Source organism: Streptococcus mitis (genome assembly GCF_946188685.1).
Taxonomy (GTDB): Bacteria; Bacillota; Bacilli; order Lactobacillales; family Streptococcaceae; genus Streptococcus; species Streptococcus mitis_CC.
Genome location: NZ_CAMHWH010000006.1, coordinates 1 through 24,139 on the forward strand (window position 1 = coordinate 1; position 24,139 = coordinate 24,139).

The 24,139-nt window shown below is 41.5% G+C and carries 22 protein-coding genes, 1 tRNA gene, 1 other RNA gene and 2 pseudogenes; 22 read left to right on the plus strand and 4 right to left on the minus strand.

All coding sequences use genetic code 11. The features are described 5' to 3' along the window. The first annotated feature begins 81 nt into the window (after window positions 1-81). Window positions 82-155, plus strand: a tRNA-Asn gene (locus tag N8N51_RS06600). A 55-nt stretch (window positions 156-210) separates the two neighbouring features. Here N8N51_RS06600 and N8N51_RS06605 read toward each other — a convergent pair. Continuing rightward, window positions 211-366: pseudogene (locus N8N51_RS06605) on the minus strand (ISL3 family transposase); the annotation flags it as partial. 434 nt (window positions 367-800) lie between these two features. Here N8N51_RS06605 and comW point away from each other — a divergent pair. From comW to N8N51_RS06680, 15 genes are all read left to right on the plus strand, one after another. Next, window positions 801-1,037, plus strand: coding sequence for a sigma(X)-activator ComW (gene comW / locus N8N51_RS06610; RefSeq protein ID WP_125455075.1), 237 nt, complete (start codon window positions 801-803; stop codon window positions 1,035-1,037). Between the two features lie 230 nt (window positions 1,038-1,267). Beyond that, window positions 1,268-2,554, plus strand: a complete 1,287-nt coding sequence (locus N8N51_RS06615) for an adenylosuccinate synthase (RefSeq protein WP_004237599.1) — start codon at window positions 1,268-1,270, stop codon at window positions 2,552-2,554. Window positions 2,555-2,753: 199 nt separating this feature from the next. Beyond that, the gene (tadA, locus tag N8N51_RS06620; protein WP_084925931.1) at window positions 2,754-3,221 is read left to right on the plus strand and encodes a tRNA adenosine(34) deaminase TadA; all 468 of its coding nucleotides are present in this window, start codon (window positions 2,754-2,756) and stop codon (window positions 3,219-3,221) included. A 32-nt stretch (window positions 3,222-3,253) separates the two neighbouring features. Next, window positions 3,254-3,349, plus strand: an RNA gene (gene ffs, locus N8N51_RS06625) — signal recognition particle sRNA small type. A 59-nt stretch (window positions 3,350-3,408) separates the two neighbouring features. Then, on the plus strand, window positions 3,409-3,852 hold the full coding sequence (locus tag N8N51_RS06630) for a dUTP diphosphatase (RefSeq protein WP_084925933.1): 444 nt from the start codon (window positions 3,409-3,411) through the stop codon (window positions 3,850-3,852). Continuing rightward, window positions 3,812-4,369: a histidine phosphatase family protein gene (locus N8N51_RS06635; protein ID WP_185757759.1), complete on the plus strand. Its 558-nt coding sequence runs from the start codon at window positions 3,812-3,814 to the stop codon at window positions 4,367-4,369. Before N8N51_RS06630 ends, N8N51_RS06635 begins: the two co-directional genes overlap by 41 nt. 13 nt (window positions 4,370-4,382) lie before the next feature. Further along, on the plus strand, window positions 4,383-5,744 hold the full coding sequence (gene radA / locus N8N51_RS06640) for a DNA repair protein RadA (RefSeq protein ID WP_084925937.1): 1,362 nt from the start codon (window positions 4,383-4,385) through the stop codon (window positions 5,742-5,744). A gap of 72 nt (window positions 5,745-5,816) precedes the next feature. Then, window positions 5,817-6,314, plus strand: coding sequence for a beta-class carbonic anhydrase (locus N8N51_RS06645; RefSeq protein WP_084925939.1), 498 nt, complete (start codon window positions 5,817-5,819; stop codon window positions 6,312-6,314). 24 nt (window positions 6,315-6,338) lie between these two features. Next, on the plus strand, window positions 6,339-7,154 hold the full coding sequence (locus N8N51_RS06650; RefSeq protein ID WP_125444043.1) for a PrsW family intramembrane metalloprotease: 816 nt from the start codon (window positions 6,339-6,341) through the stop codon (window positions 7,152-7,154). A 144-nt stretch (window positions 7,155-7,298) separates the two neighbouring features. Further along, window positions 7,299-8,267: a ribose-phosphate diphosphokinase gene (locus tag N8N51_RS06655; protein ID WP_000010160.1), complete on the plus strand. Its 969-nt coding sequence runs from the start codon at window positions 7,299-7,301 to the stop codon at window positions 8,265-8,267. 117 nt (window positions 8,268-8,384) lie between these two features. After that, window positions 8,385-9,344, plus strand: coding sequence for an Rpn family recombination-promoting nuclease/putative transposase (locus N8N51_RS06660; protein ID WP_261103854.1), 960 nt, complete (start codon window positions 8,385-8,387; stop codon window positions 9,342-9,344). A 374-nt stretch (window positions 9,345-9,718) separates the two neighbouring features. Continuing rightward, the gene (locus tag N8N51_RS10565; RefSeq protein ID WP_084926042.1) at window positions 9,719-10,675 is read left to right on the plus strand and encodes an Ig-like domain-containing protein; all 957 of its coding nucleotides are present in this window, start codon (window positions 9,719-9,721) and stop codon (window positions 10,673-10,675) included. 101 nt (window positions 10,676-10,776) lie between these two features. Continuing rightward, entirely contained in the window at window positions 10,777-11,757 is a 981-nt protein-coding gene (locus N8N51_RS10480; RefSeq protein ID WP_275655541.1) for a hypothetical protein, read from the plus strand. 36 nt (window positions 11,758-11,793) lie between these two features. Next, window positions 11,794-13,164, plus strand: coding sequence for a hypothetical protein (locus N8N51_RS06675; protein WP_084925946.1), 1,371 nt, complete (start codon window positions 11,794-11,796; stop codon window positions 13,162-13,164). 128 nt (window positions 13,165-13,292) lie between these two features. Continuing rightward, window positions 13,293-14,615 (plus strand): LPXTG cell wall anchor domain-containing protein, encoded by a 1,323-nt coding sequence (locus tag N8N51_RS06680; RefSeq protein ID WP_125455077.1) that lies wholly within the window; start codon window positions 13,293-13,295, stop codon window positions 14,613-14,615. 136 nt (window positions 14,616-14,751) lie between these two features. Here N8N51_RS06680 and N8N51_RS06685 read toward each other — a convergent pair. Together N8N51_RS06685 and N8N51_RS06690 are read right to left on the minus strand one after the other, a co-directional pair. Continuing rightward, a pseudogene (locus N8N51_RS06685) lies at window positions 14,752-15,132 on the minus strand (Rpn family recombination-promoting nuclease/putative transposase); the annotation flags it as partial. Further along, the gene (locus N8N51_RS06690) at window positions 15,129-16,043 is read right to left on the minus strand and encodes an Rpn family recombination-promoting nuclease/putative transposase (RefSeq protein ID WP_125444050.1); all 915 of its coding nucleotides are present in this window, start codon (window positions 16,041-16,043) and stop codon (window positions 15,129-15,131) included. The gene N8N51_RS06690 and the pseudogene N8N51_RS06685, both read right to left, overlap by 4 nt. A 147-nt stretch (window positions 16,044-16,190) precedes the next feature. On the opposite strand from N8N51_RS06690, the gene polA reads away from it, so the two are divergent. Then, entirely contained in the window at window positions 16,191-18,824 is a 2,634-nt protein-coding gene (gene polA / locus N8N51_RS06695; protein ID WP_261057376.1) for a DNA polymerase I, read from the plus strand. 83 nt (window positions 18,825-18,907) lie between these two features. Continuing rightward, window positions 18,908-19,345: a CoA-binding protein gene (locus N8N51_RS06700; RefSeq protein ID WP_000076488.1), complete on the plus strand. Its 438-nt coding sequence runs from the start codon at window positions 18,908-18,910 to the stop codon at window positions 19,343-19,345. 31 nt (window positions 19,346-19,376) lie between these two features. Here the strand turns inward: N8N51_RS06700 and N8N51_RS06705 are convergent, their stop codons facing one another. After that, window positions 19,377-20,387: a YeiH family protein gene (locus N8N51_RS06705; protein ID WP_261050338.1), complete on the minus strand. Its 1,011-nt coding sequence runs from the start codon at window positions 20,385-20,387 to the stop codon at window positions 19,377-19,379. A 148-nt stretch (window positions 20,388-20,535) separates the two neighbouring features. On the opposite strand from N8N51_RS06705, the gene N8N51_RS06710 reads away from it, so the two are divergent. Genes N8N51_RS06710 through N8N51_RS06725 form a run of 4 tightly spaced genes read left to right on the plus strand, consistent with a single transcriptional unit; the run spans window position 20,536 to window position 23,700 of the window. Then, window positions 20,536-21,705 (plus strand): pyridoxal phosphate-dependent aminotransferase, encoded by a 1,170-nt coding sequence (locus N8N51_RS06710; protein WP_261057374.1) that lies wholly within the window; start codon window positions 20,536-20,538, stop codon window positions 21,703-21,705. After that, window positions 21,702-22,472 (plus strand): DNA repair protein RecO, encoded by a 771-nt coding sequence (recO, locus tag N8N51_RS06715; RefSeq protein ID WP_261057372.1) that lies wholly within the window; start codon window positions 21,702-21,704, stop codon window positions 22,470-22,472. Before N8N51_RS06710 ends, recO begins: the two co-directional genes overlap by 4 nt. Next, the gene (gene plsX / locus N8N51_RS06720; protein ID WP_261057371.1) at window positions 22,469-23,461 is read left to right on the plus strand and encodes a phosphate acyltransferase PlsX; all 993 of its coding nucleotides are present in this window, start codon (window positions 22,469-22,471) and stop codon (window positions 23,459-23,461) included. The genes recO and plsX overlap by 4 nt, the downstream gene beginning before the upstream one ends. A gap of 5 nt (window positions 23,462-23,466) precedes the next feature. After that, the gene (locus N8N51_RS06725) at window positions 23,467-23,700 is read left to right on the plus strand and encodes an acyl carrier protein (protein ID WP_000136448.1); all 234 of its coding nucleotides are present in this window, start codon (window positions 23,467-23,469) and stop codon (window positions 23,698-23,700) included. Window positions 23,701-24,139: the final 439 nt, after the last annotated feature.

Here is a 24,139-nt window from a genome sequence, read left to right on the forward strand (position 1 = left end):
CGAACACAGAAGTTAAGCCCTAGAACGCCGGAAGTAGTTGGGGGTTGCCCCCTGTGAGATATGGAAGTCGCTTAGCTTTAATCCGCCATAGCTCAGTTGGTAGTAGCGCATGACTGTTAATCATGATGTCGTAGGTTCGAGTCCTACTGGCGGAGTAGTTAAGAAAAAGAGGTTTAGGCCTCTTTTTTGTTATGTAATTTATAATCTATCTCGTGTCATTAGACTTCCGCAATCAGGACAAGATGGGGCCTCACAATTTAGTTTAGCAATGATTTCTTTGTGGGTATCTATATTAACAACATCCATAATTTGGATATTAGGGTCTTTAATGTCTAGTAGTTTTGTGATAAAATGTAATTGTTCCATATGAATCTTTCTAATGAGTTGTTTGGTCACTTTTCATTATAGATCTTATGGGACTTTTTTTCTACAACAAAATAGGCTCCATAATATACATAGGGGATTTACCCACTACAAATATTATAGAGCCGATATTTTTTGCTGAGTAAAGTTTCAGAGCCCTCCGTTTTCGAGCAGGGAGATCTTTTTAGGACTTTAATCGAGGGTATCGAAGAGGCTAAACGTGGCGGACTGTAAATACGCTCCTTCGAGGGATTCGAATCCTTCCGCTTCCATTATCTTAATTTTTGAAATTTAGGTAGTAGATTTCTTCCTATTCTGTCAACTTTTCCTATTTATTATCTTTTTGAGGTTAGTATTTGAGCAATTCAGGATTTAATAATAACTGTTTATAATTTTTTGTTAGAATAAGGTCATAAAAAGAAAAGGAGTATATATTTATGCTACAAAGTATTTATGATCAGATGACAGATTTCTATAACAGTATCGAAGAAGAGTATGCTACTTTCTTTGGTGATAGTTGGGACTGGGAACATGTTCATTTTAAATTTTTGATTTATTATCTTTTCCGATATAGCATTGGGAATCATCGGGATTTTATTGTTTACCATTATCGTGTTGCTTATCGTTTGTATCTTGAAAAATTGATAATGAAACAAGGTTTTGTTGCTTGTTGAGATAATATGAGTTAATTTCCGAACAAACTTACTTTTTTATGGCAATATAACAATAAATAGCTGGTAATTTTTCTAAAACATTTTTTAATAGTTGGAAATAGCAAATCTTTCTATTGTTTCTTCTTGATAAAAAGGCGATTTTTTCTTATAATAAATTGTAAGATATAATTGCAGGTGAGAGTCCTGCCATGTATGTGAGAAAGGAAGAGCCTGAGGGCTCAGACAAGATTATGACTTCAGTTGTTGTTGTAGGTACCCAATGGGGTGATGAAGGTAAAGGGAAGATTACAGACTTCCTTTCAGCGAATGCAGAAGTGATTGCACGTTACCAAGGTGGTGATAATGCAGGTCACACGATTGTGATTGATGGTAAGAAATTTAAGTTGCACTTGATTCCATCTGGAATTTTCTTCCCTGAAAAAATCTCTGTTATTGGAAATGGTATGGTTGTAAATCCTAAATCTCTTGTAAAAGAGTTGAGCTATCTTCATGAGGAAGGTGTTACAACTGATAACTTGCGTATTTCTGATCGCGCGCATGTCATTTTGCCTTATCATATCGAGTTAGACCGTTTGCAAGAAGAAGCTAAGGGCGACAATAAGATTGGGACTACAATTAAGGGAATTGGTCCAGCTTATATGGACAAGGCTGCTCGTGTTGGGATTCGTATCGCAGATCTTTTGGATAAAGATATTTTCCGTGAGCGTTTAGAACGTAACCTTGCTGAAAAGAATCGTCTTTTTGAAAAATTGTATGACAGTAAAGCGATTGATTTCGATGATATTTTTGAAGAGTATTACGAATATGGTCAACAAATCAAGAAATATGTGACAGACACATCTGTTATCTTGAATGATGCGCTTGATAATGGTAAACGTGTGCTTTTTGAAGGTGCACAAGGTGTTATGCTAGATATCGACCAAGGTACTTATCCATTTGTTACGTCATCAAACCCTGTGGCTGGTGGTGTGACCATTGGTTCTGGTGTTGGTCCAAGTAAGATTGATAAGGTTGTTGGTGTATGTAAAGCCTATACGAGTCGTGTAGGAGACGGTCCTTTCCCAACTGAGTTGTTTGATGAAGTGGGAGAACGTATCCGTGAAGTAGGTCATGAATATGGTACAACAACTGGTCGTCCACGACGTGTGGGATGGTTTGATTCAGTTGTGATGCGTCATAGTCGTCGTGTTTCTGGTATTACTAATCTTTCATTGAACTCTATCGATGTTTTGAGTGGTTTAGATACTGTGAAAATCTGTGTGGCCTATGATCTTGATGGTCAACGTATTGACTACTATCCAGCTAGTCTTGAGCAATTGAAACGTTGCAAGCCTATCTATGAAGAGTTGCCAGGTTGGTCAGAAGATATCACTGGAGTTCGTAATTTGGAAGATCTTCCTGAGAATGCGCGTAACTATGTTCGTCGTGTGAGCGAATTGGTTGGCGTTCGTATTTCTACTTTCTCAGTAGGTCCTGGTCGTGAACAAACAAATATTTTAGAAAGTGTTTGGTCCTAAGAGATTTTTAAGATTTGTTTAAGATAGGTCGGGTATACTATAGACAGTTACAAGAAGACCTCCTAACTTGTTGTAACAAATATCCTAAACTTTTCTTTTTCATAATAATCTCCCTATAAAGTCACCGCATTCGGTGGCTTTTTTTGTGTTGGGATTCATGATATAATAATAAAACTGACAAGTAGGAAAAGGGAAATTGATGAATTATACAGTTGAAGAAAAAGAAAGCTTCATGAGGGAAGCTTTGAGAGAGGCTGAGATTGCTCTTGAACACGATGAAATCCCAATTGGTTGTGTGATTGTCAAGGACGGAGAAATCATTGGTCGTGGGCATAATGCGCGTGAGGAGTTGCAACGAGCGGTTATGCATGCGGAGATTATGGCCATAGAGAATGCGAACCTGAGTGAGGAGAGCTGGCGCTTGCTGGATTGTACGCTTTTTGTGACCATTGAGCCGTGTGTCATGTGTAGTGGGGCGATTGGACTTGCCCGTATTCCAAACGTGGTCTATGGGGCTAAAAACCAGAAATTTGGCGCTGCTGGGAGTTTGTACGATATCTTGACAGATGAGCGTCTCAATCATCGTGTGGAGGTTGAAACGGGAATTTTGGAGGATGAATGTGCAGCTATTATGCAGGACTTTTTTAGAAATAGACGGAAAAAATAATTTTGCTTTTAAAATGAATAGGAATGTGATATAATAAATAGTGGAGCAACAATTCTGCGTGAAGCGGGTCAGGGGAGGAATCCAGCAGCCCTAAGCGATTTGAATTGTGTGCTCTTTTTTTTCGTGCTTTTTCCGAATAAATAAGATAGAATAATCTAGAATAAATAATAATAGAAAAGAGAAGAATATGAAAATTCGTGGTTTTGAATTGGTTTCGACTTTTACAGATGAGAATTTATTGCCAAAGCGTGAGACAGCGCATGCGGCTGGTTACGACTTAAAGGTTGCTGTGCGTACAGTTATTGCGCCAGGAGAGATTGTCTTGGTTCCGACAGGGGTTAAGGCTTATATGCAGCCGACTGAGGTTCTTTACCTTTATGATCGCTCTTCAAATCCTCGTAAGAAGGGCTTGGTCTTGATTAACTCTGTGGGTGTCATTGATGGAGATTATTATGGAAATCCTGGAAATGAAGGGCATATTTTTGCGCAGATGAAGAATATCACAGACCAAGAAGTGATTCTCGAAGTTGGGGAACGTGTGGTCCAGGCTGTCTTTGCTCCTTTCTTAATTGCAGATGGAGATGCAGCTGATGGTGTGCGAACTGGTGGTTTTGGGTCAACTGGACACTAAGATGAAGATTATCTTTGTACGTCACGGGGAGCCAGATTATAGTGAGTTAGAGGAACATTCTTATACGGGATTTGGGATAGATTTGGCACCCTTGTCTGAGAAGGGACGGCAACAATCCCAGAAACTGAGCACCAATCCTTTATTCCCTTCAGCTGAAATAATCATATCTTCTGCAGTCACAAGAGCTTTAGAAACGGCTTCTTATGTGGCTTGTGTTACTGGGCTTCCTTTGAGAGTGGAGCCATTATTGCATGAATGGCAGGTCTATGAAAGTGGCACAGATAATTTTGAAAAAGCTCGTACTATATTTCTGGAAAATAAGGGGGAGTTACTTCCTAATAGTACTATTCAATATGAGACAGCTACGGAGATGAAGTCTCGTTTTCTAGGCTGCATGGCTAAGTATCGAGATTATCAGACTGTGATAGTGGTAACTCACAACATGCTCATGCGCCAGTTTGTGCCAAATGAGAAGATTGATTTTTGCCAAGTGATTGAGTGTGAGTTAGAGATATAGAAAGAGGTTTATCATCGCAAAGAAAAAAGCGACATTTGTATGTCAAAATTGTGGGTATAATTCCCCTAAATATTTGGGACGTTGCCCCAACTGTGGGTCTTGGTCTTCTTTTGTAGAAGAGGTTGAGGTTGCCGAGATCAAGAATGCGCGTGTGTCCTTGACAGGTGAGAAAACCAAGCCCATGAAACTGGCTGAAGTGACCTCCATCAATGTCAATCGAACCAAGACGGAGATGGAGGAATTCAACCGTGTACTTGGAGGCGGAGTGGTACCAGGAAGTCTCGTACTCATAGGTGGGGATCCTGGAATTGGGAAATCAACCCTTCTCCTACAAGTCTCAACCCAGTTGTCCCAAGTGGGGACAGTTCTATATGTCAGTGGGGAGGAGTCTGCCCAGCAGATTAAACTACGTGCAGAGCGCTTAGGTGATATTGATAGTGAGTTTTATCTCTATGCAGAGACCAATATGCAGAGTGTTCGAGCAGAGGTGGAGCGCATCCAGCCAGATTTTCTCATCATCGACTCCATTCAGACTATTATGTCTCCTGAAATTTCAGGGGTGCAAGGATCTGTGTCTCAGGTGCGTGAAGTAACTGCTGAGCTCATGCAGCTGGCCAAGACTAATAACATTGCCATCTTTATCGTAGGACATGTGACCAAGGAAGGTACTCTGGCTGGTCCGCGTATGTTGGAGCATATGGTAGATACGGTGCTTTACTTTGAAGGGGAGCGTCACCATACCTTCCGTATTTTGAGGGCGGTCAAAAATCGTTTTGGTTCCACTAATGAGATTGGGATTTTTGAGATGCAGTCGGGCGGTTTGGTTGAGGTTCTCAATCCGAGTCAAGTTTTCCTAGAGGAGCGTTTGGATGGGGCGACTGGTTCGTCAATCGTTGTGACTATGGAAGGGACGCGTCCGATTTTGGCGGAGGTTCAGGCTTTGGTAACACCGACCATGTTTGGAAATGCCAAGCGTACGACGACAGGACTTGATTTTAATCGTGCGAGTTTGATTATGGCTGTTTTGGAAAAGCGTGCAGGTCTTCTCTTGCAAAATCAGGACGCCTATCTCAAATCTGCTGGAGGTGTCAAATTGGATGAACCTGCCATTGACTTAGCTGTTGCAGTTGCCATTGCTTCGAGCTATAAAGACAAGCCAACCAACCCTCAGGAATGTTTTGTGGGAGAACTGGGTTTGACTGGAGAAATTCGGCGCGTGAATCGTATCGAGCAACGCATCAATGAAGCTGCTAAACTGGGCTTTACAAAAATCTATGTACCGAAAAATTCCTTGACAGGAATCACTCCACCCATGGAAATTCAGGTCATTGGCGTGACAACGATTCAGGAAGTTTTGAAAAAGGTCTTTGCATAATCCGTGACAAATCCTCTTAAAAATGATAAGATAGGAGAAATATTTGACTATCAAATTTTCGAGGAGGGAATCGTGTCGTATTTTGAACAGTTTATGCAAGCCAATCAGGCTTATGTTGCCCTACATGGGCAGTTAAATCTGCCACTTAAACCCAAAACAAGAGTGGCTATTGTGACCTGTATGGACTCACGTTTGCACGTGGCGCAAGCTTTGGGATTGGCACTTGGGGATGCTCATATCTTGCGGAATGCAGGTGGTCGAGTGACTGAGGACATGATTCGTTCGCTGGTTATTTCCCAGCAACAGATGGGGACAAGAGAGATTGTGGTGTTACACCATACAGACTGTGGTGCTCAGACTTTTGAAAATGGCTCTTTTCAGGAGTATCTGAAAGAGGAACTAGGTGTCGATGTGTCAGACCAGGACTTCTTGCCCTTCCAAAATATAGAGGAGAGTGTGCGCGAGGATATGCAACTCCTTATCGAGTCTCCCCTAATACCAGATGATGTCATTATCTCTGGTGCTATTTACGATGTGGATACAGGAAGTATGACAGTCGTAGAATTGTAAAAAATTCATTTAGAAAGAAAGTGTATGAAGAAAAACAGTATTTTATTTATTTTTATTTTATTGCTATGTATTGGTTTGCAGTATGAAACCATCTACTATACGGACGGTTCGATGTCAGGTGCGGAATATGGACTAATGGGAGTTTCTATCTTTCTAGCTCTCTTTTACATGATTCCGGCTCTTTATTTCCTTTTCCGTATTGGGAAAAAATGGGAATTACCCAAGAAGGCCTTGATTCTGTCTTTATTGGGTGGGATGTTCCTTTCAGGCTGGTTGTCTAGTTTTGCTAATACCTATATCCATGATTTATTGGAGGTTCTTTTCCCAGATAGTGCATTTTTAAATGCCTTTGAAAGTGCTATTGTGGCTCCTTTGGTAGAAGAACCCTTGAAATTATTGCCACTTGTTTTTGTTTTAGCTTTGGTTCCTGTGCGAAAATTAAAATCTTTGTTTTTACTTGGGATTGCTTCTGGTTTGGGATTCCAAATGATTGAGGATATTGGCTACATTCGTACAGATTTGCCAGAGGGCTTTGATTTTACCATTTCAAGGATTTTGGAGCGTATCATCTCAGGAATTGCCTCTCACTGGACTTTTTCAGGTCTGGCTGTAGTGGGTGTTTACTTGCTTTACAGAGCTTATAAAGGACAGAAGGTTGGCAAGAAAGAGGGGGTTATTTTCCTAGGTTTAGCCTTGGGAACTCACTTCTTGTTTAACTCTCCTTTTGTAGAATTAGAGACAGAGTTGCCTTTAGCGATTCCAGTGGTTATGGCTATTACTCTCTATGGTTTTTATCAGGCTTATCGTTTTGTTGAGAAACACAATGAGTTGATGAACTAGAATATTTTTCAAAAGAATGATGCAAGGGTACAAATATGCTGCCCTTCTTTTATTTTTGATTGAAAAATAGTGCAAAAAGCGCTACAATGGTAGATGGAAAATCTTGTGAAAAGCACAAGCGATACATATATACCGGAGGAAATCATGTCTTTTTCTGATTTAAAGCTGTTTGCCCTTTCTTCTAATAAAGAATTGGCAGAACGTGTGGCGCAGGAGATTGGGATAGAGTTGGGGAAATCAAGTGTTCGCCAATTTTCAGATGGAGAGATTCAGGTCAACATCGAAGAATCAATCCGTGGGAAACACGTCTTTATCCTACAATCAACTAGCTCGCCTGTAAATGACAATCTGCTTGAAATTTTGATTATGGTGGATGCTTTGAAGCGTGCGAGTGCAGAATCTGTCAATGTTGTCATGCCTTACTATGGGTATGCACGTCAGGATAGAAAGGCGAGAGCGCGTGAGCCAATCACTTCAAAACTTGTCGCAAATATGCTTGAAGTAGCTGGAGTGGATCGTTTATTGACCATCGACTTGCATGCTGCGCAGATTCAAGGATTCTTTGATATTCCTGTGGATCACTTGATGGGAGCTCCTCTGATTGCGGATTATTTTGAGCGTCGTGGCATGGTTGGTTCTGACTATGTGGTTGTCAGCCCAGACCATGGAGGAGTGACTCGTGCCCGTAAGTTGGCAGAATTTTTGAAAACATCTATCGCTATCATTGATAAACGTCGTAGCGTTGATAAGATGAATACTAGTGAAGTCATGAACATCATCGGTAAGGTCGAAGGCAAGACTTGTATCTTGATTGATGATATGATTGATACAGCTGGAACGATTTGTCACGCGGCAGATGCCCTTGCAGAAGCTGGTGCTGTTGAAGTCTATGCAAGCTGTACGCACCCAGTTCTTTCTGGTCCCGCTATGGACAATATCCAAAATTCAGCTATTAAGAAATTGGTTGTTTTGGATACTATCTATCTCCCAGAAGAGCGTTTGATTGATAAGATTGAGCAGATTTCAATCGCTCATCTCCTAGGGGATGCTATTGTACGTATCCATGAAAAACGTCCACTTTCTCCACTTTTCAGTATTGAGAAAAAGATTTAATGACCAAGCCTGAGATGATTCTCAGGTTTTTTCATCTCTTTTCCGAATAAATAGATAGAGCCAGAGAATCTAGCAAATCTAGATTTAAAACTGTGGTATAATAAAAGGAGGAAAAGGATGATTCTAAGACATCCGGGCATCAGCCCAACCAACGATTTGGTTGCTAAGAAAATCTTTAGCAACCCAGAAATCACTTGTCAATTTATCCGCGATATGCTGGATTTACCAGCAAAAAATGTGACCATTTTGGAGGGAAGTAATATTCACGTCTTGCCTTCCATACCTTACTCGGCGCAGGATTTCTATACCAGTATAGATGTTTTGGCGGAGTTGGACAATGGCACCCAAGTAATCATTGAAATTCAGGTGCATCATCAGAATTTTTTCATTAATCGTTTATGGGCTTACTTGTGCAGTCAGGTCAATCAAAATCTCGAAAAAATTCGTCAACGAGAAGGTGATACACACCAGAGTTACAAACACATCGCACCAGTATATGCTATCGCTATCGTGGACAGCAATTACTTCTCGGATGATTTGGCTTTTCATAGCTTTAGTATGCGCGAGGACACGACAGGTGAGGTTTTAACCATAACCAATAATGGACAAGAAAATCATCTGGTCAAGATGGCGTTCTTGGAATTAAAAAAATATAGAGAAACCAGCAAAGATAAGGTTCGCAAGCCGTGGTTGGAGTTTTTCGGGAACAAACCTTTTACTCAACAACCCGAGCGAGCCATCAGTCAGGCAGACCAACTGCTGGACTATAAGAGCTGGTCCGAGGAGGACAGGAAAATGTTTAGTGAACAACGCAGGCGCGAAGAGCAAGCCTTGTTAGCACATGACTATGCCTTGGAAACAGCTAGGGCAGAGGGGATTGAAAAAGGTTTAGAGCGTGGTCTTGAACGTGGCCGTGCTGAGGGGATTGAACAGGGACTGGAGCGTAGGAAAGTTGAAGGAAGGGAAGAAGGAAAACTCTTTGCTTTCCTAGATATGGTTCGACAAAATCTTCTGACACCAGAGGTAGCCAGTCAGCAATTAGGCATGACGGTCGCAGAGTTTGAGGCCTTGCTATAAGGTCACATTTTAAATAGTAGAAAGTTTATAAAATGGCAAGTTGTTATCAAAAAACTTGTCATTTTTGCTTGACATTTCGAAGGGGTTATAGGATAATACCATAGAAGTGAGTTCTGTCCGACTGTCTATGTGGATTAGATATGAATGATTTTAATCAAGGATTAAAAGTTTGTGAGATTTTCACTTGAATATAGGATATTTTAAGCGTATTCACTCTCACAAAGTTGTTTTTTCACCTTTTTTTCTAAAAATAGGAAAAAACTTTAAAAACTCGAAGAAAACCCTTGACAAATCCTGCAAATATTTATATACTGTATGGTAGTAAGATAGTCTTACGAAAAAATATTTTAAAGAAAAACAAAGGAGATAAAACGATGAAAAAAGTTTTATTGACAAGCGCAGTCGCTCTTGCAGCATTTGGTGCTGTACAAGCTGTTTCAGCAGAAGACACAACAAATAGCCGTTTCGGTTCTTCTTTCAGCACATATCATGGTGGAAATACTGAACCTAACCACAACATTTCAGGTGTAGATGCTTCAACAACAAACAGCCGTTTTGGTTATGGTTTTGCTATCGGATCTAAATACATCCGTTACGACCGTGACGCAGCACATGGATTTAACCGTCATGTTCGTGTAACTGTTGTTGATGGTGGTGGACGTCCAGTTCCAAACGTAGAAGTTGATTTCTTCTTGAAACCTGCTTCAGGTGAAAAGAAACCAGAATACTTCACTGCTACAACTAATCAATCAGGTGATGCTGAACTTCCAACAGTATTTAAAGCTGGTGAAGTGATTCAGTATCGTGTTGCTGCAACAGCTACTGATTTTAAAGAAGCAGTAGAACTTGTTGGTGAATTTACTGTTGAAGCTGGTAACGAATATGCTGGTTCATTGTACACAAATGGTCGTATTGTATTGCCATACAAACTTGATGATCGTGCAGCACAAATTGGTAACGCAACTACAGCTGCTCAATATGGTTGGGCTCAAACAGCTGAAGGTTGGAAATACTTCGAAAATGCTGTAGCTGTTACAGGTTGGAAACAAGTTGACGGCAACTGGTACTACCTAAACGATAAAGGTGTAATGCAAACTGGTTGGGTAAACGTTAACGGAACTTGGTACTTCCTAAACAAATCAGGTGCTATGCAAACTGGTTGGTTGCAAGATGGTGGTAAATGGTACTTCCTTGAATCAACAGGTGCTATGAAAGCTAGCCAATGGTTTGAAGTTTCTGGTAAATGGTACCATGTAAACGGTTCAGGTGCCCTTTCAGTAAACACAACTGTTGATGGTTACAACGTAAACGCAAACGGTGAGTGGGTATAATCCTAATATATGAAATATAAAACAGGAGAGTTATCTCCTGTTTTTTCTTGCATTTATCTTGTATAAGTATTATAATGGTTAAAAATAATAGGAGGTTTCCAATGAAATCAAAAGTGTTGAAAATTTTATTAGGTGCATCCTTGGCAGGCACTGCCCTTGTTGGAGCTAGAGTAACTGAAGTGAAAGCTTCGGAAACGAATGTGTATACGACAGTTGTTTGGGTCACAAAACAGGAAGATGGAAAGGAAAAGATTTTAAAGAATGCGCAATCTTACGATTCATCAAAACCTGAAACATCTTCTCCAGGTACTTTTTCAGGGTATCAATTTGATACTTCTTCAATAGATGGAACTGTATTAAAGCATTACTTTAAGCCAGCAGTGACTGTAACAGGAGATAAGGTAGATGGCCTTTCTGTAAAGCCTGATATTGTAAAGCCATTTAAAGATACAGTCAAAGGGACTTCTTGGTTGGTCATGGAATCAGATGGAACTAGTAGAGAATTAAAAGTTTTTCTTCCTGCTAATGCTGCCAAAAAAGCTGAAGAAGTTGAACATGGTACATTTAAAGGTTATCGTTTTGTAGAAACTAAGATTGACCAAGGAATTCGTAAACATTGGTTTGTAAAAGACGATAGTGTTACTGGAACTGAAAAAGTGGAAGAGAAACTTACAGGTTGGCAATATATCGCTGATAAGTGGTATTTCTTTGATCAAGACGGTGTGAAGAAGACTGGCTGGGTAAATGATGGTAGCTGGTATTACTTAGCGGCAGATGGTAGTATGCAAACTGGTTGGAAGTTTATCTCTGGTAAATGGTACTATCTTAATAGCGCTGGCTCTATGCAGACTGGCTGGTTAAATCAAGGTGGTAAGTGGTACTATCTCTACTCCGATGGTGCAATGGCTACTGGTTGGGCAAAAGTAGATGGTGTTTGGTACTATCTAAATACTTCTGGTGTTCTGGTTACTGGTTGGTTCCAAGCAGGTGGCAAGTGGTATTATGCCTATAGTTCAGGCGCTCTAGCAGTAAATACAACGATTAACGGCTACATTCTAAATGCAAATGGTGAGTGGGTTTAAATCATTTTAAAAGTTTAAATAGAAAGAGGTAAATTTATGAAAGCAAAACATATCTTAGCAGTGGGAGTTGCAGGGGTAACATTACTTGGAGCTAGTACTTTATTAGCTTCAATTTCAGATGAACTAACAGTTTACGCTAGTCAAAAGACGGATGAAAATCCTAATCCAGCAGACTTTCGTAAGACAGAGTGGAGATATAGAAATAGTGCTAATATTCCATTGACTTTTAAATATGTTGAGAAATACTCAGATGAACCAGGGAATGTGGCAGGTTTAACTTATAAACAAAGTTATAGAGATGGAGGCATTTGGGTACATGAGTTTTCTTTAAACGCTGGTGCAACACCTCCAGCTTCAAATGATAACACATATGTTAATACAAATAGTACTGGTAGAAATAATACGGACCATGTAGATTCTTCTGATACTAACTCATCAACTAACCAAAAAAATGAGTACAAATGGTTAACTGTTGATGGGAAACCTCAACTTTATATTAATAATAATTTGGCTACAGGTTGGCAAAAAGTTGATGGAAAAATCTATTATTTTGATGACAAAGGAGTCATGAAAACAGGCATCCTCGAACTCAAAGATAAACGCTACTACTTTGATGAAGATGGTGTGAAGAAAACTGGTTGGGTCAATGAAGGTGGTAAGGATTACTATATTACTGATGATGGTTCTAAACCAACTACTATCATTGCAAAAGGTGAGAAGATTTACTACGTTAAAGAGGGGATTCAACAAACAGGTCTTCAACAGATTGATAAGAAGTGGTATTATTTATTGGCAGACGGTAGCCGTAAAACAGGTCTCGTTCAAGATACAAATAAGAAATGGTACTATATTACAAATGATGGAGAACGTAAAGTTGGTCTCGTAAAAGATAGTGATGGTGCTTATCATTACCTTACTCCAGAAGGTGAACGTAAAACAGGTTCTATCACTATTGACGGCGTGACTTATCGTTTAGCGGATCGTGCTAGTAGCAAGCCAGGTTGGAATAAAATGGATGGCAAATGGTACTATTATGATGCGGAAGATAACATGAAGACAGGTTGGGTTAAAGATGGCTCATGGTACTACTTGGATGCTTCTGGTGTCATGCAAACAGGTTGGCAAAAAATTGATGGGGTATGGTATTATCTCAATGGTTCAGGTGCTATGCAGACAGGTTGGTTGAACCAAGGTGGCACATGGTACTACCTCAACAGCTCAGGTGCTATGAAAACAGGTTGGCTAAACCAAAGCGGAACATGGTATTATCTAGATGGATCAGGTGCTATGAAGACTGGTTGGTACCAAGTTGGTGGTAAATGGTATTACTCATACTCATCAGGAGCCTTAGCAGTAAGTACAACTATCAATGGTTACACTGTTAATTCTAATGGTGAATGGGTCTAATACGAATCATGCAGAAAGTAAGAGGAATTTCCTCTTACTTTTTTATTGATAGAAGTTCTATTTCTTGATTTTTTCGAAAGAAAATGGTACAATGACAGCAAAAAGATATTAAAGGTGGTAAATACTTTATGGATAAGAAAAAACTTCTTACTGCTAGCTTGGCTAGTGTCGCAGTTCTTGGAGCAGGTTTCCTTGCTTCTCACCCGTCAGTTGTGAAGGCTGAAGAAGCAGCTTCAACTGCTGTAACTAAAGAAGATGTAGCTGAGTACTTCACTGATTTAGAAAAAAAAGCTGAAAAAGCTATTAATGAAAATGCTAAAATTACTGATAAAGAAGCAGCAATCTTAGAAGCTAAAGCAGCTATCGGTAAAGAAGATTTATTAAAAGCTATTGATGAAAAACAAATCACACCTGAAGATGTACTGAAAGATTTAGCAGAAGCTAGCAAGACTGAATCAGATGAAGCAGAAGCAGGAAAATATGGTGAAAACTATGCACCTCAAGAAGTAAAAGATGCAAAACCTGCCCCAGGTGCTGAATTAGTTCGTAACGAATCAGGTGAAGTAACAGAAGTTAAACCATTAAACGGTGGGATTGACGCTGATGCTCAAGATAAAATCAACAAACGTTTAGACGAAGAAAAAACAGATGTTAAAGATGCTGAAGAAAGACTAGCTGCAGCTAATCATGATGAAAAAGAAGCTGAATCTAACAGAGAAGAAGCTAAGGCAGCTGTAGAATCAGCTAAAGAAAATGTTAAAGCAGCTCAAGAGGAATTGGCAGCTGCAAAAGATCCTAAATCAAAAGAGGAAGCAGAGAAAACTTTAAAACAAGCTGAGCAAGATTTGAAAGATGCTGAGGAAGCATTGGATCAAGCAGATGAAGATTATTATTCATATGTTGCAGATCGCGAAGCTGAAGAAGTTCGTTTGGCGACACGTAATATTGCAAAATTAAAAGCTGAAGGAAAAGATACAACAGAGGCAGAAAAAGAACTTGATCTTGTATTAAATGGAGTAGAACCACTTGTACAACCAGAACTTCCTCTTTATGTTGAATCAGAGCAACCTAAATTACCAAATGATGGTGGCCCTTACCCAGGTGATCGTTATATTATTAACAGACCAGCAGGGACTCCAGCTGCAACACCAGCAGGGACTCCAGCTGCAACACCAGCAGGGACTCCAGCTACAACACCAGCAGAAGCTCCAGCTACAACACCAGCAGGGACTCCAGCTACAACACCGGCAGAGGCTCCAGCTACAACACCAGCAGTTGCACCAACTGTAGCAGTTACTAACAAAGATAACACTTACCAAGCCCCAGCTGCAAAAGCAGAAGATAAGAAAGAACTTCCAAATACTGGTGGTAAAGATAATGCAGCAGTTGCATCATTAGGATTCCTAGGATTACTCCTTGGTGCCCTTCCATTTGTAAAACGTAAAAACTAATTAGTTGAAGATATAAAAGAGAAGGATTTATGACCTTCTCTTTTTGTGATATGGGCTATAGTGAGAGTTCTGTTGAAAAGAAGAAAAAAGTGAACAAAATGATGTTTTAGTTTTGTTCACTTTTATGTTTATAAACTTATAACAAGGCCTCAAACTCAGAAACTGACATGCCCAGTTGCTGACTGGCAACCTCGGAAGTCAGGATACCTTGGCGAACCATGTCTAAGAAGGCAAAAAGTTTCCCTTCTTCCCTTCCTTCAACTTTCCCACGCTCTAAGCCTTTTTCTTCAGCTTGTTCCAAGGCATAATCCTGTGCTAACAAGGCTTGTTCTTCACGCATACGTAGTTCACTAAACATCTTCCTGTCCTCCTCGGACCAGCTCTTGTAGTCCAGCAGTTGGTCTGCCTGGCTGATGGCTCGCTCGGGTTGCTGGGTAAAGGGTTTGTTCCCGAAAAACTCCAACCACGGTTTGCGAACCTTGTCTTTGCTGGTTTCTCTGTACTTTTTAGTTCTTATTTGTGATGCTCTTTCAATAGTTCCTCAAACTCAGCCACGGTCATGCCTAATTGCTGGCTGGCAACCTTGGGAGTCAGAAGACCTTGGTGGACTAGATTTACTAAACCTACTTTTAATCCCTCTTCGATACCCTCAGCTCGACCACGCTCTAATCCTTTTTCTTCAGCTTGTTCCAAGGCATAGTCATGCGCTAACAAGGCTTGTTCTTCACGCCTGCGTTGTTCACTAAACATCTTCCTGTCCTCCTCGGACCAGCTCTTGTAGTCCAGCAGTTGGTCTGCTTGGCTGATAGCTCGCTCAGGTTGTTGGGTAAAGGGTTTGTTGCCGAAAAACTCCAACCAGGGCTTGCGAACCTTGTCTTTGCTGGTTTCTCTGTATTTTTTTAATTCCAAGAACGCCATCTTGACTAGATGGTTTTCTTGACCGTTATTAGTGATGGTTAAGACCTCACCTCTCGTGTCCTCGCGCATACTAAAGCTATGGAAAGCCAAGTCATCTTGGAAATAATTGCTGTCCACAATAGCGATAGCATATACTGGTGCGATGTGTTTGTAACTCTGGTGGGTATCACCTTCACGTTGGCGGATTTTTTCAAGATTTTGATTGACCTGACTGCACAGGTAAGCCCACAAGCGATTAATGAAAAAATTCTGATGATGAACTTGGATTTCGATAATAACCTGCGTGCCATTGTCCAACTCTGCCAAGACGTCTATACTGGTATAGAAATCCTGCGCTGAATAAGGGATGGAGGGTAATACGTGAATGTTACTTCCCTCCAAAATCGTTACATTTTTGGCTGGCAAGTCCAGCATATCACGGATAAATTGACAAGTGATTTCTGGATTGCTGAAAATTTTCTTAGCAACCAAGTCATTGGTTGGGCTGATGCCCGGATGACGTAATGCCATACTCTTTCTCCTTTCATTATAGCACATTTTCAAATCTAGGTTTACTGGATTCTTTGGCTCTATCTATTTATTCGGAAAAAGTGTGAAAAATATTGGGTATCGCTCTTCTCAATGGTATTTTTTGGTGCTTTCCTTTATAATGGGTGTATGGATAAGAAAAAATTATTATTGATTGATGGGTCTTCTGTTGCTTTTCGGGCGTTTTTTGCCCTCTATCAGCAGTTGGACCGTTTTAAGAATGCGGCTGGTTTGCATACCAATGCGATTTATGGTTTCCAGTTGATGTTGAGTCATTTATTGGAGCGGGTTGAGCCTAGTCATATTTTGGTGGCCTTTGATGCGGGAAAGACCACCTTCCGTACTGAGATGTATGCGGACTATAAGGGAGGTCGGGCTAAGACTCCAGATGAGTTTCGGGAGCAGTTTCCTTTTATTCGTGAGTTGCTAGATCATATGGGGATTCGTCACTATGAGTTGGCCCAGTATGAGGCGGATGACATTATTGGGACACTGGATAAACTAGCAGAGCAGGATGGTTTTGATATTACCATTGTCAGTGGGGACAAGGATTTGATTCAGCTGACGGATGAGCATACGGTGGTTGAAATTTCCAAGAAAGGTGTGGCTGAGTTTGAGGCTTTTACGCCAGAATATCTCATGGAAAAGATGAGCATTACACCGGCTCAGTTTATCGATCTCAAGGCGCTCATGGGTGATAAGTCGGATAATATCCCTGGGGTTACCAAAATTGGTGAAAAGACGGGTATCAAGCTCTTGCTGGAGCATGGCTCGCTTGAGGGAATTTATGAAAATATCGATGGGATGAAGGCTTCTAAGATGAAGGACAATCTCATCAATGATAAGGAACAGGCCTTTTTGTCGAAAACACTGGCGACCATTGATACCAAGGCACCGATTGAGATTGGGTTGAAGGATTTGGTTTATAGTGGTCCAGATGTGGAAAGTCTTGGGAAATTCTACGATGAGATGGGCTTCAAACAGCTCAAACAGGCTTTAAATGTGTCGTCAGCTGATGTTGCTGAAAGTTTGGACTTTACTATCGTTGAGCAAGTCAGTCAAGATATGCTGAGTGAAGAAGCTATCTTTCACTTTGAGCTTTTTGGTGAGAATTACCATACGGATGATTTGGTTGGTTTTGCTTGGTCTTGTGGGGATAAGCTCTATGCTACAGACAAGCTTGAACTTTTGCAAGAGCCTATTTTCAAAGATTTTCTAGAAAAAACACCTTTGAGGGTGTATGACTTTAAGAAAGCTAAAGTTCTCTTGCATCGTTTGGGTGTGGATTTGCAGGCGCCTGCTTTTGACAGTCGTTTGGCTAAATATCTCCTTTCGACTGTGGAGGACAATGAAATTGCGACCATCGCTAGTCTTTATGGTCAGACTTACTTGGTTGATGATGAGACTTTCTATGGTAAGGGAGTCAAGAAGGCCATTCCTGAACGCGAGAAATTCTTGGAACATTTGGCGCGTAAGCTTGCTGTTTTGGTTGAGACTGAGCCTATTTTGCTTGAAAAACTCAGTGAAAATGGGCAATTAGAGCTTCTTTATGATATGGAGCAACCTCTGGCTTTTGTCCTTGCCAAGATGGAAATTGCTGGGATTACGGTCAAGAAAGAGACCTTGCTTGAGATGCAGGCTGAAAATGAGCTTGTTATTGAAAAACTGACTCAGGAGATTTACGAACTGGCTGGTGAGGAGTTTAATATTAACTCGCCTAAGCAGTTGGGCGTGCTTCTCTTTGAAAAATTGGGGCTACCTCTAGAATACACTAAGAAAACCAAGACAGGTTATTCAACAGCAGTGGATGTCTTGGAACGCTTGGCTCCTATTGCGCCGATTGTTAAGAAAATTCTCGACTACCGTCAGATTGCCAAGATTCAATCGACTTATGTGATTGGTTTGCAGGACTGGATTTTGGCTGATGGCAAGATTCATACTCGCTATGTGCAGGATTTGACCCAGACTGGGCGTCTGTCTAGTGTGGATCCAAACTTGCAAAATATTCCTGTGCGATTGGAACAAGGCCGTCTCATTCGTAAGGCTTTTGTACCCGAGTGGGAGGATAGTGTGTTGCTCAGTTCGGATTATTCACAGATTGAATTGCGTGTTTTAGCGCATATTTCTAATGATGAGCACTTGATTAAGGCTTTCCAAGAGGGGGCAGATATCCATACTTCGACAGCCATGCGTGTCTTTGGTATTGAGCGTCCTGAGGATGTGACTGCAAACGACCGTCGCAATGCCAAGGCCGTTAACTTTGGAGTGGTTTACGGGATTTCAGACTTTGGTTTGTCTAATAATTTGGGAATTAGTCGTAAGGAGGCCAAAGCCTACATTGATACCTACTTTGAACGCTTCCCAGGTATTAAAAACTACATGGATGAAGTGGTGCGTGAGGCGCGTGATAAGGGCTATGTAGAGACCCTCTTCAAGCGTCGTCGTGAGTTGCCAGATATCAATTCGCGCAACTTCAATATTCGTGGTTTTGCAGAGCGGACAGCTATCAACTCTCCTATCCAGGGGTCGGCGGCAGATATTCTCAAGATTGCCATGATTCAGCTGGATAAAGCCTTGGTTGCAGGTGGTTATCAGACTAAGATGCTGTTACAAGTGCACGATGAAATCGTCCTTGAAGTTCCTAAATCGGAGCTGGCAGATATGAAAAAATTGGTCAAACAAACCATGGAAGAAGCCATTCAACTCAGTGTTCCCCTTATCGCAGATGAAAATGAAGGGGCAACCTGGTACGAGGCTAAATAAAAAGGGGGCTAGTCCTCCTTTTTGTAGTAGAATTATGCAAGCCTTTTCAAATTGTGCTATACTGATGAAAAAGGAGGATTTCTATGAGTCAAGAATTTATTAATCCAAGTGATGGCGTGATTCGTCAGTATCTCGCAACGAGTAAAACCCTTGCTGTGGTGGGCTTGTCTGACCGTGAGGAAACAACTAGCAATCGAGTGACCAAGGAAATGCAGGCTCGGGGTTATAAAATCATCCCAGTCAATCCCAAGGTGGCAGGTGGCGAAATATTGGGTGAAAAGGCTTATGCTAGTCTAGCTGAGATTCCTTTTCCTGTAGATATTGTCAATGTTTACCGTCGCAGCGAGTTTTTGCCTGATGTGGCGCGTGATTTTCTCAAAGCTGACGCCAAGATTTTTTGGGCACAGCTAGGACTTGAAAGTCTAGAAGCGGAAGAAATCTTGCGTGCTGGTGGATGTGATGACATCGTGATGAATCGTTGTATTAAGAGAGAACATACACGCTTGATTGAGGAAGCATAAGAAAAAGGTAGCTGGTGGGCTACCTTTTGTGTTAGAAAATACCAATCAATGCTTGCATGCCAAGGCTGGTGAGGATGATGGCAATCCAGCAAAGGGCTCCAAGAAGAATTGATTTTCCGCTGGATTTGACCATAGCTACTAGATTGGTTTTGAGACCGATAGCACTCATGGCCATGATAATGAGGAATTTGGAGAGTTGTTTGAGAGGGGTAAAGAAACTACTGGACACACCGAGAGAGGTCAGGAGGGTGGTTAGGAGAGATGCGAGGATAAAGTAAAGGATAAAAAGTGGGAAGACTTTTTTCAGTTGCAAACCTTGCTTATTTTTTTGCTCGCGACTTTGCCAGTAGGAGAGAAAGAGCGTAATAGGAATGATTGCTAAGGTGCGCGTGAGTTTCACAATGGTTGCAGACTCAAGGGTATTGGTCTGGTAAAGACTGTCCCAAGAGCTGGCGGTAGCCGTTACAGAGGAAGTGTCATTGACCGCAGTTCCTGCAAAGAGGGCGAAGCCTTCATTGGATAGATGAAGCCAGGTACCTAGCGTTGGAAAGATGAGCGCAGCCAAGACATTGAAGAAAAAGATAACGGAGATGGCTTGGGCTACTTCCTTTTCCTTGGCATGGATAACGGGCGCTGTCGCTGCAATGGCAGAGCCCCCACAGATGGAAGAACCTACTCCAATCAAGGTAGCCAGTTTTGTGTCCAGTGCAAAGAAGCGCTGGAAGAGGTAGGCAACAATCAAGGCTATTGAAATGGTGGAAAGGATGACAGGGAGTGAAGATTGCCCAACTGCGAAGACCTGCGAGATATTGAGACCAAAACCAAGCAAGATAACGGCATACTGGAGCAATTTTTTAGAACTAAAGGTCAATCCCGCATCCAGTTGTTTATAAGGCGAGAGAAAGGGATGGAGAAGCATGCCTATGAAAATTGCAAAGACAGGCGCGCCAATAACAGGGAAGAATCCTCCTAAGTACCAAGATAGGATGGAAATGAGAAGGCAGGACAAGATGCCTGCTCCATTTTTTGATAGAAATGACATAAAAACCTCCAAATAGAATCTGTTACCATTATAGACCTGTAAACAGGAAAAGTAAAATAGAAAGTGGAAAGCTATTCTCTAATGTATTTTTGCGGTCGGGGGGCTTTTGTAGTATAATAGAGATACGTTTTGAAAGTAGGAGGTATCTATGGACTTAACTAAGCGCTTTAATAAACAGTTAGATAAGATTCAAGTTTCGTTGATTCGTCAGTTTGACCAGGCTATTTCGGAGATTCCTGGGGTCTTGCGTTTGACCTTGGGGGAACCTGATTTTACAACGCCAGATCATGTCAAGGAGGCGGCCAAGCGAGCGATTGATCAGAACCAATCCTACTATACAGGGATGAGTGGCCTGCTGACTCTACGTCAGGCGGCCAGTGACTTTGTTAAGGAAAAGTACCAACTGGACTATGCTCCTGAAAATGAAATCTTGGTTACAATTGGGGCGACAGAGGCTTTATCTGCGACTTTGACGGCTATTTTGGAAGAGGGAGACAAGGTACTTTTGCCAGCTCCTGCTTATCCGGGTTATGAACCGATTGTCAATCTAGTTGGGGCAGAGATTGTCGAGATTGATACAACTGAAAATGGGTTTGTCTTGACTCCTGAGATGTTGGAGAAGGCTATTTTGGAGCAAGGTGACAAGCTCAAGGCGGTTATTCTCAACTATCCAGCTAATCCGACAGGAATTACCTACAGTCGAGAGCAGTTGGAGGCCTTGGCAGCTGTTTTACGCAAGTACGAAATTTTTGTTGTCTGTGATGAGGTTTACTCAGAATTAACCTATACAGAGGAAGCACATGTGTCTCTGGGAACCATGTTGAGAGATCAGGCTATTATTATCAATGGTCTATCTAAATCACATGCCATGACAGGTTGGCGTTTGGGTCTGATTTTCGCTCCTGCGGCCTTTACAGCCCAGTTGATTAAGAGTCACCAGTACTTGGTCACTGCCGCAAATACCATGGCTCAACACGCTGCGGTGGAAGCCTTGACGGCGGGTAAAAACGATGCGGAGCCTATGAAGAAGGAATACATCCAGCGTCGAGATTATATCATCGAAAAAATGACTGCTCTTGGTTTTGAGATTATCAAACCAGACGGTGCCTTCTATATCTTTGCTAAGATTCCAGCGGGCTACAATCAAGACTCCTTTGCCTTTCTCAAGGATTTTGCTCAGAAGAAGGCTGTAGCCTTTATCCCTGGTGCCGCCTTTGGGCGTTATGGAGAAGGTTACGTTCGCCTGTCTTATGCGGCTAGCATGGAGACTATCGAAGAAGCCATGAAACGACTTGAGGAGTACATGAGAGAAGCATGATTCAGTCTATCACGAGTCAAGGCTTGGTGCTCTACAATCGCAACTTTCGGGAGGATGATAAGCTAGTCAAGATTTTTACAGAGCAGGCTGGCAAACGCATGTTTTTCGTTAAACATGCTGGCCAGTCTAAGCTGGCGCCTGTTATTCAGCCCTTGGTGCTGGCTCGATTTCTCTTACGAATCAATGATGACGGGCTTAGCTACATTGAGGACTATCATGAGGTGATGACTTTTCCCAAGATTAATAGCGATCTCTTTGTCATGGCTTATGCGACCTATGTGGCAGCTCTTGCAGATGCTAGTTTGCAGGACAATCAGCAAGATGCTCCCTTGTTTGCTTTTTTGCAAAAGACCTTGGAGTTGATGGAAGAGGGTTTGGATTATCAAGTTTTGACCAATATTTTTGAAATTCAAATCTTGACTCGATTTGGGATCAGCCTCAATTTTAATGAGTGTGTCTTTTGCCATCGGGTCGGTCAAGCTTTTGACTTTTCTTTCAAATATGGAGCCTGCCTCTGTTCAGAGCATTATCATGAGGATGAGAGACGTTGCCATCTCAATCCCAATATCCCTTATCTGCTCAATCAATTTCAAGCCATTGATTTTGAAACCTTGGAGACCATTTCGCTCAAGCCTGAAATCAAGCAAGACTTACGCCAATTTATGGATCAACTCTACGAAGAGTACGTTGGGATTCACCTAAAATCAAAGAAATTTATTGATTCCCTAGCAGACTGGGGACAATTACTAAAAGAGGAAAAGAAATGAAAAAAATCGCAGTAGATGCCATGGGGGGCGATTACGCACCTCAAGCCATCGTTGAGGGTGTCAATCAAGCCCTAGCTGACTTTTCAGATATCGAGGTTCAACTTTATGGAGATGAAGCTAAAATCAAGCAATATCTGACAGCGACAGAGCGCGTCAGCATTATCCATACGGATGAAAAGATTGATTCAGACGATGAACCTACGAGAGCTATTCGGAAGAAGAAAAATGCCAGTATGGTCTTGGCGGCCAAGGCTGTCAAAGAAGGTGAAGCAGATGCTGTCCTATCGGCTGGGAATACAGGTGCTTTACTAGCAGCAGGATTTTTCATCGTGGGTCGTATCAAGAATATTGATCGGCCAGGGCTTATGTCGACTTTGCCGACTGTAGATGGGAAGGGATTTGACATGCTGGACCTCGGTGCTAATGCGGAAAATACAGCTCAGCACCTCCATCAATATGCGGTTCTAGGCTCCTTCTATGCTAAAAATGTCCGAGGCATTGCGCAACCACGTGTTGGCTTGCTCAACAACGGAACAGAGAGTAGCAAGGGTGACCCGCTTCGTAAGGAAACTTATGACTTGCTAGTAGCTGATAAGAGTTTGAACTTTATCGGAAACGTGGAAGCACGTGATTTGATGAATGGCGTTGCGGATGTTGTTGTGGCAGATGGTTTCACGGGAAACGCTGTGCTCAAATCCATTGAAGGGACAGCCATGGGAATCATGGGCTTGCTCAAGACCGCTATTACAGGTGGTGGTCTCCGAGCGAAACTAGGTGCCCTTCTTCTAAAGGACAGCCTCAGAGGTTTGAAAAAACAGCTCAACTACTCAGATGTTGGTGGAGCGGTCTTGTTTGGTGTCAAGGCACCGGTTGTCAAGACTCATGGCTCAAGCGATGCCAAGGCTGTTTATAGTACAATCCGCCAGATTCGTACCATGCTAGAGACAGACGTAGTTGCCCAGACTGCGCGTGAATTTTCAGGAGAATAAAAGAGATGACAGAAAAAGAAATTTTTGACCGTATTGTGACCATTATCCAAGAGCGACAGGGAGAGGACTTTGTCGTGACAGAATCCTTGAGTCTGAAAGACGATTTGGATGCTGACTCAGTTGACTTGATGGAGTTTATCTTGACACTGGAAGATGAATTTAGTATCGAAATCAGTGACGAGGAAATTGATCAACTCCAAAGTGTAGGCGATGTGGTTAAAATCATTCAAGCAAAATAAAGATAAGGAGTTCCAAGGCATTTGCTTTGGAATTTTTCTTTGGTTCAAGTGACCGTTTAGGAACAGATTTAGTCTTTCTAGGGACAGGAGAGATATGAAAACAAATAAAGGATATAATGTAGTCAGAAAAATCAATCTCCAAAAAGGAAATAAGAAATAAAGATCAAATGAAAATATCAATGAGTTTCTGCTAGAATGAAATTGTTAATATAGTCACAATTTTAATTGACTTTCCTTTTTTACAGGACTATAATGTAGATATAAAAAAGGATTTATTTTATAGTTGGGGGAAGGTGATGGCTATGTACTTTTGATAAACTAGTCTCTATCTTATATTCTTGGAAATGTTAGGAGATCTTATGGTTCAGGTTCATGAACCTGACATCTATTTTGACTTCGTTTCTATTTGATTTTCTTGCTTTGGATTTATCTATTTTAG

What these genes read in the sequence shown, in the direction of transcription:
- plsX (WP_261057371.1), top strand. Translation starts at nt 22,469, where the DNA reads ATGAAAAAAATCGCAGTAGATGCCATGGGGGGCGATTACGCACCTCAA.
- N8N51_RS06655 (WP_000010160.1), top strand. Translation starts at nt 7,299, where the DNA reads ATGTCTTTTTCTGATTTAAAGCTGTTTGCCCTTTCTTCTAATAAAGAA.
- N8N51_RS06705 (WP_261050338.1), bottom strand. Translation starts at nt 20,387, where the DNA reads ATGTCATTTCTATCAAAAAATGGAGCAGGCATCTTGTCCTGCCTTCTC.
- N8N51_RS06725 (WP_000136448.1), top strand. Translation starts at nt 23,467, where the DNA reads ATGACAGAAAAAGAAATTTTTGACCGTATTGTGACCATTATCCAAGAG.
- N8N51_RS06630 (WP_084925933.1), top strand. Translation starts at nt 3,409, where the DNA reads ATGAAAATTCGTGGTTTTGAATTGGTTTCGACTTTTACAGATGAGAAT.
- tadA (WP_084925931.1), top strand. Translation starts at nt 2,754, where the DNA reads ATGAATTATACAGTTGAAGAAAAAGAAAGCTTCATGAGGGAAGCTTTG.
- recO (WP_261057372.1), top strand. Translation starts at nt 21,702, where the DNA reads ATGATTCAGTCTATCACGAGTCAAGGCTTGGTGCTCTACAATCGCAAC.
- N8N51_RS10480 (WP_275655541.1), top strand. Translation starts at nt 10,777, where the DNA reads ATGAAATCAAAAGTGTTGAAAATTTTATTAGGTGCATCCTTGGCAGGC.
- N8N51_RS06680 (WP_125455077.1), top strand. Translation starts at nt 13,293, where the DNA reads ATGGATAAGAAAAAACTTCTTACTGCTAGCTTGGCTAGTGTCGCAGTT.
- N8N51_RS06650 (WP_125444043.1), top strand. Translation starts at nt 6,339, where the DNA reads ATGAAGAAAAACAGTATTTTATTTATTTTTATTTTATTGCTATGTATT.
- N8N51_RS06690 (WP_125444050.1), bottom strand. Translation starts at nt 16,043, where the DNA reads ATGGCATTACGTCATCCGGGCATCAGCCCAACCAATGACTTGGTTGCT.
- comW (WP_125455075.1), top strand. Translation starts at nt 801, where the DNA reads ATGCTACAAAGTATTTATGATCAGATGACAGATTTCTATAACAGTATC.
- N8N51_RS06700 (WP_000076488.1), top strand. Translation starts at nt 18,908, where the DNA reads ATGAGTCAAGAATTTATTAATCCAAGTGATGGCGTGATTCGTCAGTAT.
- N8N51_RS06660 (WP_261103854.1), top strand. Translation starts at nt 8,385, where the DNA reads ATGATTCTAAGACATCCGGGCATCAGCCCAACCAACGATTTGGTTGCT.
- N8N51_RS06675 (WP_084925946.1), top strand. Translation starts at nt 11,794, where the DNA reads ATGAAAGCAAAACATATCTTAGCAGTGGGAGTTGCAGGGGTAACATTA.
- N8N51_RS06635 (WP_185757759.1), top strand. Translation starts at nt 3,812, where the DNA reads ATGGTGTGCGAACTGGTGGTTTTGGGTCAACTGGACACTAAGATGAAG.
- N8N51_RS10565 (WP_084926042.1), top strand. Translation starts at nt 9,719, where the DNA reads ATGAAAAAAGTTTTATTGACAAGCGCAGTCGCTCTTGCAGCATTTGGT.
- N8N51_RS06710 (WP_261057374.1), top strand. Translation starts at nt 20,536, where the DNA reads ATGGACTTAACTAAGCGCTTTAATAAACAGTTAGATAAGATTCAAGTT.
- N8N51_RS06615 (WP_004237599.1), top strand. Translation starts at nt 1,268, where the DNA reads ATGACTTCAGTTGTTGTTGTAGGTACCCAATGGGGTGATGAAGGTAAA.
- polA (WP_261057376.1), top strand. Translation starts at nt 16,191, where the DNA reads ATGGATAAGAAAAAATTATTATTGATTGATGGGTCTTCTGTTGCTTTT.